Here is a 5,976-nt window from a genome sequence, read left to right on the forward strand (position 1 = left end):
GAATTAATGTTTATAAGATGACTTGAGGATTTTTATTATTTATTGGCCTTCAACTTTAAGTAGCATACTGGCACAGAGTCAGATAAACATTTACTCGCTATCGTTAATTGGGTTGTTGGAAGTCAGTCGACCTACTCTCTTTGCCCAGTTTTTTCCTTTAGCGAGAGGCAAACCGATGTTGTTAGTATGATTAGAAGGCCTATTGTGCTCATCCAACTAGGAATTTCACACCAAAAAATAACCCCCCAAAATATATTGAAGACTAATCCGATATAGCGAGTGACTGCAACGACGGCGGCGTTTTCATGACTGAATGCCTTTGTTAGGAAAATTTGCCCAATGAGAGAAACAAGACCAATGGCAATTAGATAAATCCACGCAATACCCTGTGGAACCACAAATTCCTCGCTCATCAAATAACCGGATACCAACATCGATGTGAACAGAAAATAAAACACAATCTCGTAAATATGGTGTCTCTTACTCAGGTGACGAATAGTGATAGAGGCAGCTGCTGCAAAAAAAGCACTCGCCACCCCCGATAGGGCATACAAATTAAAAGTGTCGAAGCTAAAGGGATTTACAATTAAGGTCACTCCAATTAAAGCGATCGGAAAAAGGAATACGACTTTTTTAGGCACTTTTTCTCCCAAAATCAGGTTAGAAAGTAATATAACGAAGAACGGGGACAAGTAAGCCAAAATCACGGCATCCGCGAGCGGCATGTGGGTAAGAGCGTACACAAAAGCGAGCAAATAAAACGCCCCAAACAGGCCTCGAAGCAAAAGCATTGGTATGCCCGTTCTAGAAAATCTGATACTCGTTTTCCACATTAACCCTAAAATAAGAACGGTTCCTATTGCGCTTCGGAAGAAGACAATTTCAGAACTTGGAATCGTCAAGCTAGCCGCTTTAATAAGTGTGTTCATGACACTAAAAATGAAAGCAGAAAATATAGTTAACGCTACACCGTTGGTCATGATGGGTTTCTTTAAAGGTCGTCTGATAGGCGCACCCAGCCAAGGTATTGGTGCGCTTGAGTACGGGACTCTTCAATCACATGGTGAGGGAATTGAGATCGACTTAACCAAGATTCGAATATGCCTAGCACACGTTGAACGCTCGGCAAGGCAATCCCATGCGCTCTGCCCAAGACTTGAAGCCAATAAAGGTTCTGTATATCTTCTTTGGGTATTCGAGGTAAAGATAACTTGCCTTTTTCCACCTTACCTTTGCTAAAAGGCACGGCAGAGAAGTTGAAGTAGCATCCATTTTCATCCGGCTTAGAAAAAGGATCGATCAAAATCGCGCTGTATCGTACGTAAACCAAATATTCCTGTGCTATTGGAGTGAGCGACATAAACTGCTCAATTTGACCACGACGGATGGTTTCCTGATGTACAGGGTAGTTGTCATCGTTGAGAAATTGTAACAAGTTAAATGGTGCTCCGTTAAAGTGAAGCATCAATCTTGATATATCGCGCCATAGCTCAACCAAAGTGTGGATGGTTTCGGTTGTGATCGGTCCCTCAGGGAAAAGTTTGTACATGTACTTAACTTCTCTCGTCTCACTTAAGATATGATTGAGCGAGAAAGGAGTAATAAAAAATGCGGGGTGAACGAAAGAGGTAATGTTTCGTCCTTCTACGCTAAACCCATTTTCCAACTCGACAACTTCAACACCGATACCTGTTAAAGTTTGAGTCAGTAACTCTAGGACAGGGCATTTTTGTTTACTTGAGTAAGCATAAATACGTTTTTTAACCGCTTTGGTAAGGACACGAACGCCAGCTTGTTCCGTTATAAATTTAGTGGCCGCAAAGTAATTGGAAAATATCAGTACGTTGGGGGTTAAATTTAGCTCTGAAAACAAGCCTTTCACAATCCGGTGCCCACCAAATAAGGATGAAATGAGGACGACTATTTTTGCGGAACTCAAACACGATTTAGGTAAAGCCAATAGAACCGTTGAATAAGCATGAGATGGGGTGGCCAGAACCAACGTATCCCATCGTCCGCTTACATCGCGTAAATCTTCAAAAACCGCATCAAACATCACCTGCCAGCGCTCTGATGTGCGGTTTACTAACCCAAGTTGCTCGCATTGGTTTCTGATGATTTTTGCTGTCTGAAATGCGGCTGGCCCTGTGCCTACGATTAATACTTTTCCTAATGAAAGAGTCATTTTGCGCGCTCCATTAAGACGGTGTCATATATCGCTGCATCGTTATGGATCTGTTGTGTTTCCCACCCATCTATTAGGTTTGGGTTGAAAGGGTAATTGAAGGCGGACTTTAAACCATTACCGAATCGAACTAATACTCGGTGAGTGTGGTTAAGATGAGGTTTAAGCTGTCTGAGTTGCTCCCATTTATGTTCCACTAAAGATGCCACTACAACATGAGTTGGACGGAAAGAGGCAAACTCAGTGATGAGATCTTTGCAGCTAAAAGTGGTTGATAAGTTGAGTTGGTTGGCCATTTTCACTGCTTGTTCATCAAGGTCGATACCGTGTACGAGAGCGCCTGTGATCTGAGATATAGTAAAAGCAGAAACTGGATAGGACCCTGAGCCAATAAACAGGACTCGAGAGTTACTTTCAATTCCTGCTTTTTTTAGTTCAATTTTTGTGTTTTCAGAAAGTTGGTATAAATATTCGCTGATGTCGATTTGATGCTCTCTGGCACACTGAGACTGATGTTTTTCCAATAAACACAGAGCTTTTACAGCAGTTTCGCGAAGCTGCTTGATTAGACGTCCGTACTCAGGGAACATATCAAAATCATCGCTAATGGTTTTAGAATTTTCTTGCAATATCCAAGCACATAACTCATCAATTTTATCTTGCAAAAGGACAAAACATTCACAATTTTCAAGACTGTAGTGATTCAGGGTTTGAATTTGAGATTCAAACGTGGATAGAGAAACTAATAATTGATAATGCCTTTTATTCATGGTCATAAGAATGCCTAATCCGTTTCAAGAGCTCGAACTGGGGTGACGTGGGTATGTCCATGAACGCAACAACCTACGTCCACATGAATCTGATAGATTTGCCCCAGCCTTTCAGAATCGAGCACATCTTCTGGTTTACCGCAATATTGGACTTCACCATCATTCATTAAGAGAAGATGGTCGCAGTATCGAGCAGCGAGAGAGAGGTCGTGTAGAACCGCAATTGTGATGATATTTTTGGCTCGAGTATATTGACGAACAAGGTCTAAAATTTGGACTTGATGCTTGAGATCTAAGGCGCTTGTTGGTTCATCTAAGAGCAAGACCTTGGGTTCAGCAACAAGAGCTTGCGCCAGTGAAACTAGCTGTTGCTGACCACCACTTAGTTGAGAAAACTGTCTAGGGGCGAGATTTCTCAAACCTAGATAATTAAGGATGGCGTCTGCTTTTTGTTCTTGTTCAAATGTGATGTTCCAACTCAGTTGATGAACCAAGCCCATCAAGACAAACTCAATAACCGTTAATTGGCAGGGCGATTTGTTGAGTTGACATAGGTACGAGAAGGATTGTAGCGGTAATCTCAGCCCGTCTTCCCCACTTGAATCAATTTTCCCATCAGAAGGAATGATGCTCATGATAGCTTTGAGTAATGTCGTCTTTCCTGCGCCATTGGGCCCTAAAATGGCGGCAAATTCGCCCCCCAAGAATTGGGCGTCTACCTTCTTTAAAACGAGTTTTCTTCCAATTGGGACGGCAAGATTTTCTATTGAAAGTGACGTCATTAGACAAACCTCTTGCTTACTAGAAAATAAAGAAGGATCGGAACGCCGACTAAGGAGGTGACGATACCAATTGGAATGATAGTGCCTGGGACAATCAACTTAGCAACAAGGGACGAAGTACATAAAAGCAACGCTCCCATTAATGCCGCCAAAGGTAAGTAGAAACGCTGATCTTCGCCTATAAGCATTCTGGCTAGGTGAGGGGCTACTAACCCAATGAAACCAATGGTTCCGACAAACGACACTGCTCCTGCAGTTAACAAGGAACACAGTAAAAACATCTGTAGTCTTAACTTGCTGGTCTTTATTCCCAAGGCGAGTGCACGCTCTTCGCCTAAAGTGAGTGCGGTGAGTGCCCATACCTTAGATAACGCAAAGACCAAACCGAACAGGAAAACGGCTCCTGAAACAAAGAAGGACAACCAACTCGCCTTCAGCAGACTGCCAAATAACCAAAAAACAATTTGCTGCAGCACTTCTGGTGATGCCAAATATTGAATTAATGACTGTAAAGCCTGGAAAAAGAAGAGAACGACAATACCTGCCAAAATCAGGATTTTGGCGTCCATATGTCGGCTGCGACCAATTATGTAGATCGCCATACTCGCTAATCCAGATGTCAAAAAAGCGGCAAACGGCACGCCTAACCAATGCAAACCAAATACTGAAAAACCGGTTAAAAAAGCCATGGCGGCGCCGAATCCAGCAGCAGCAGAGATGCCAAGGGTATACGGACTGGCGAGTGGGTTGGCTAAGAGGGTTTGCATCAGACCGCCAGCGAGGCCGAGTGAGGCACCAACCATAAGACAGGTGAGAGTGATAGGTAACCGAAGTTGCCAGACAATGAGGGTTGATAAGCGGTCACCAGAGGGACCACCTAGGAGGGCTTCAACAACTTGTTCAATGCCTAGCCACGATGAGCCAGTACCAAGATCGAATAAAGCGGAAAGACTCGTTGCGAGAAAAGTGCCTAGCAAAATCTTAATCCTTTGCTTCTGCATTCTTTGATAAATAGCACCGCTGGAATGATTCAGGTCAGACGACGCTTTAATGCTTTCATTCATGAGTTACACCCACCTGAATCATGAAAGTACCTCTGAGCGCTTGCGGCATGTAGCGTCTAAAAAATTCTTGGTGTAATCTCTTAGGTTTAATATCTTTAAATGCTTCTGGGTAAATCGACTTTGCTAGATACACCAAGAAAACGTGGTCGTAAATAGTACGTGTTCCTGAATGGTATATACCGTAGACGTCCCTATTTTTAACTGCCGTCAGTTGGTTCCATCCAGCACGGTTTAGGTAGGGGCGGTATTTAGTCTGCGCTTCTTCCATTGTGCTGTCGAAGCCAAGCAGGGCGCTGTCGTTATGTTTAGCCCAGTGAGCACCGGATATAAAGATCACCTCTGGATCTTGACTCAAGATATATTCAGGCGTTAGGTGGGCAGAGCCTTCAAACATCCCATGGGCAATGTTATCGGCTCCCGCCATTGTCAGAAGGTTGCCCCACATTGTCGTCGAGTAAGATTTACCGTATTCATTTGGTCCACCTGTACCTGCTTCCACATACACACGGCGTGCGGCGTGGTTTTCCAGATGTCTTGTAACACGTTGTTTAACCATGTTTACTGTGTTTTCGTATTCCGCGGCAATCGATGAAGCGCGTTCTTCTGTCCCCATTACTTGGCCTATAACACGTGCGCTAATGACATGTTTTTCAAGCGTCTGGGCATTGAAGTCTACAACGACAACTCTAATGCCACTCTTTTCAAGTATTTCAACTTTTTCACCAAGGGATTGATATTGCCACGCCGCAATAAGTGCAACATCAGGTTTAGTTAACAAGAGTTTTTCGAAATCAAAAGTACTTGTATAAAGAGAACCTGAATCAATAATTGTTTCTAACTCAGGAATAATTTTTTTATAGGTGGCCCATTGAGATTGACGATAATCTTTCCAAGAGTGTCTTGGGAAAATAGCCACTTTCTTGTAGGCATCTGGCCCAACGAGCGCTAGGTAGTCCTCAAAATAAAAACCTAGGAAAATCTTTTCTGCCGGCTTTTCTAAAGAGATGTCTCTACCGAGCACGTCTTTGAAATGAAGAGCTGCAAAAGCAGAGGCCACGTCACCTAAAGCCAAAGTTACCACAAACAGTGTTTTTAAAAGGTATCCTTTCATTCCCCAGCCTCAAATAGAATATGACTTGTTATAATGTAACAAGTCAGCTAGGGTTGAATATATA

General features: G+C 43.0%; 6 protein-coding genes. All 6 read right to left on the bottom strand.

Annotated features, from left to right (window positions below; translation table 11 throughout):
• Positions 1–131: 131 nt before the first annotated feature.
• Genes BCT81_RS07865 through BCT81_RS07890 form a run of 6 tightly spaced genes read right to left on the bottom strand, consistent with a single transcriptional unit; the run spans position 132 to position 5,912 of the window.
• A complete protein-coding gene (locus BCT81_RS07865) occupies positions 132–980 on the bottom strand; it encodes a DMT family transporter (RefSeq protein ID WP_102423757.1) in 849 nt (282 codons plus the stop codon).
• Positions 981–991: 11 nt separating this feature from the next.
• Positions 992–2,185, bottom strand: coding sequence for an opine metallophore biosynthesis dehydrogenase (locus tag BCT81_RS07870; RefSeq protein WP_102423758.1), 1,194 nt, complete (start codon positions 2,183–2,185; stop codon positions 992–994).
• A complete protein-coding gene (locus BCT81_RS07875; RefSeq protein WP_102423759.1) occupies positions 2,182–2,961 on the bottom strand; it encodes a hypothetical protein in 780 nt (259 codons plus the stop codon). Before BCT81_RS07875 ends, BCT81_RS07870 begins: the two co-directional genes overlap by 4 nt.
• Before the next feature lie 8 nt (positions 2,962–2,969).
• On the bottom strand, positions 2,970–3,737 hold the full coding sequence (locus BCT81_RS07880) for an ABC transporter ATP-binding protein (protein WP_102423760.1): 768 nt from the start codon (positions 3,735–3,737) through the stop codon (positions 2,970–2,972).
• On the bottom strand, positions 3,737–4,801 hold the full coding sequence (locus BCT81_RS07885; RefSeq protein ID WP_102423761.1) for an iron ABC transporter permease: 1,065 nt from the start codon (positions 4,799–4,801) through the stop codon (positions 3,737–3,739). The genes BCT81_RS07880 and BCT81_RS07885 overlap by 1 nt, the downstream gene beginning before the upstream one ends.
• Positions 4,794–5,912 carry an ABC transporter substrate-binding protein gene (locus BCT81_RS07890; protein WP_102423762.1) on the bottom strand — a complete coding sequence of 373 codons (1,119 nt, stop codon included), beginning with the start codon at positions 5,910–5,912 and terminating at the stop codon, positions 4,794–4,796. Before BCT81_RS07890 ends, BCT81_RS07885 begins: the two co-directional genes overlap by 8 nt.
• Between the last annotated feature and the right edge of the window lie 64 nt (positions 5,913–5,976).

It is taken from the genome of Vibrio sp. 10N.261.52.A1 (assembly GCF_002876325.1).
Lineage (GTDB): Bacteria > Pseudomonadota > Gammaproteobacteria > Enterobacterales > Vibrionaceae > Vibrio > Vibrio chagasii.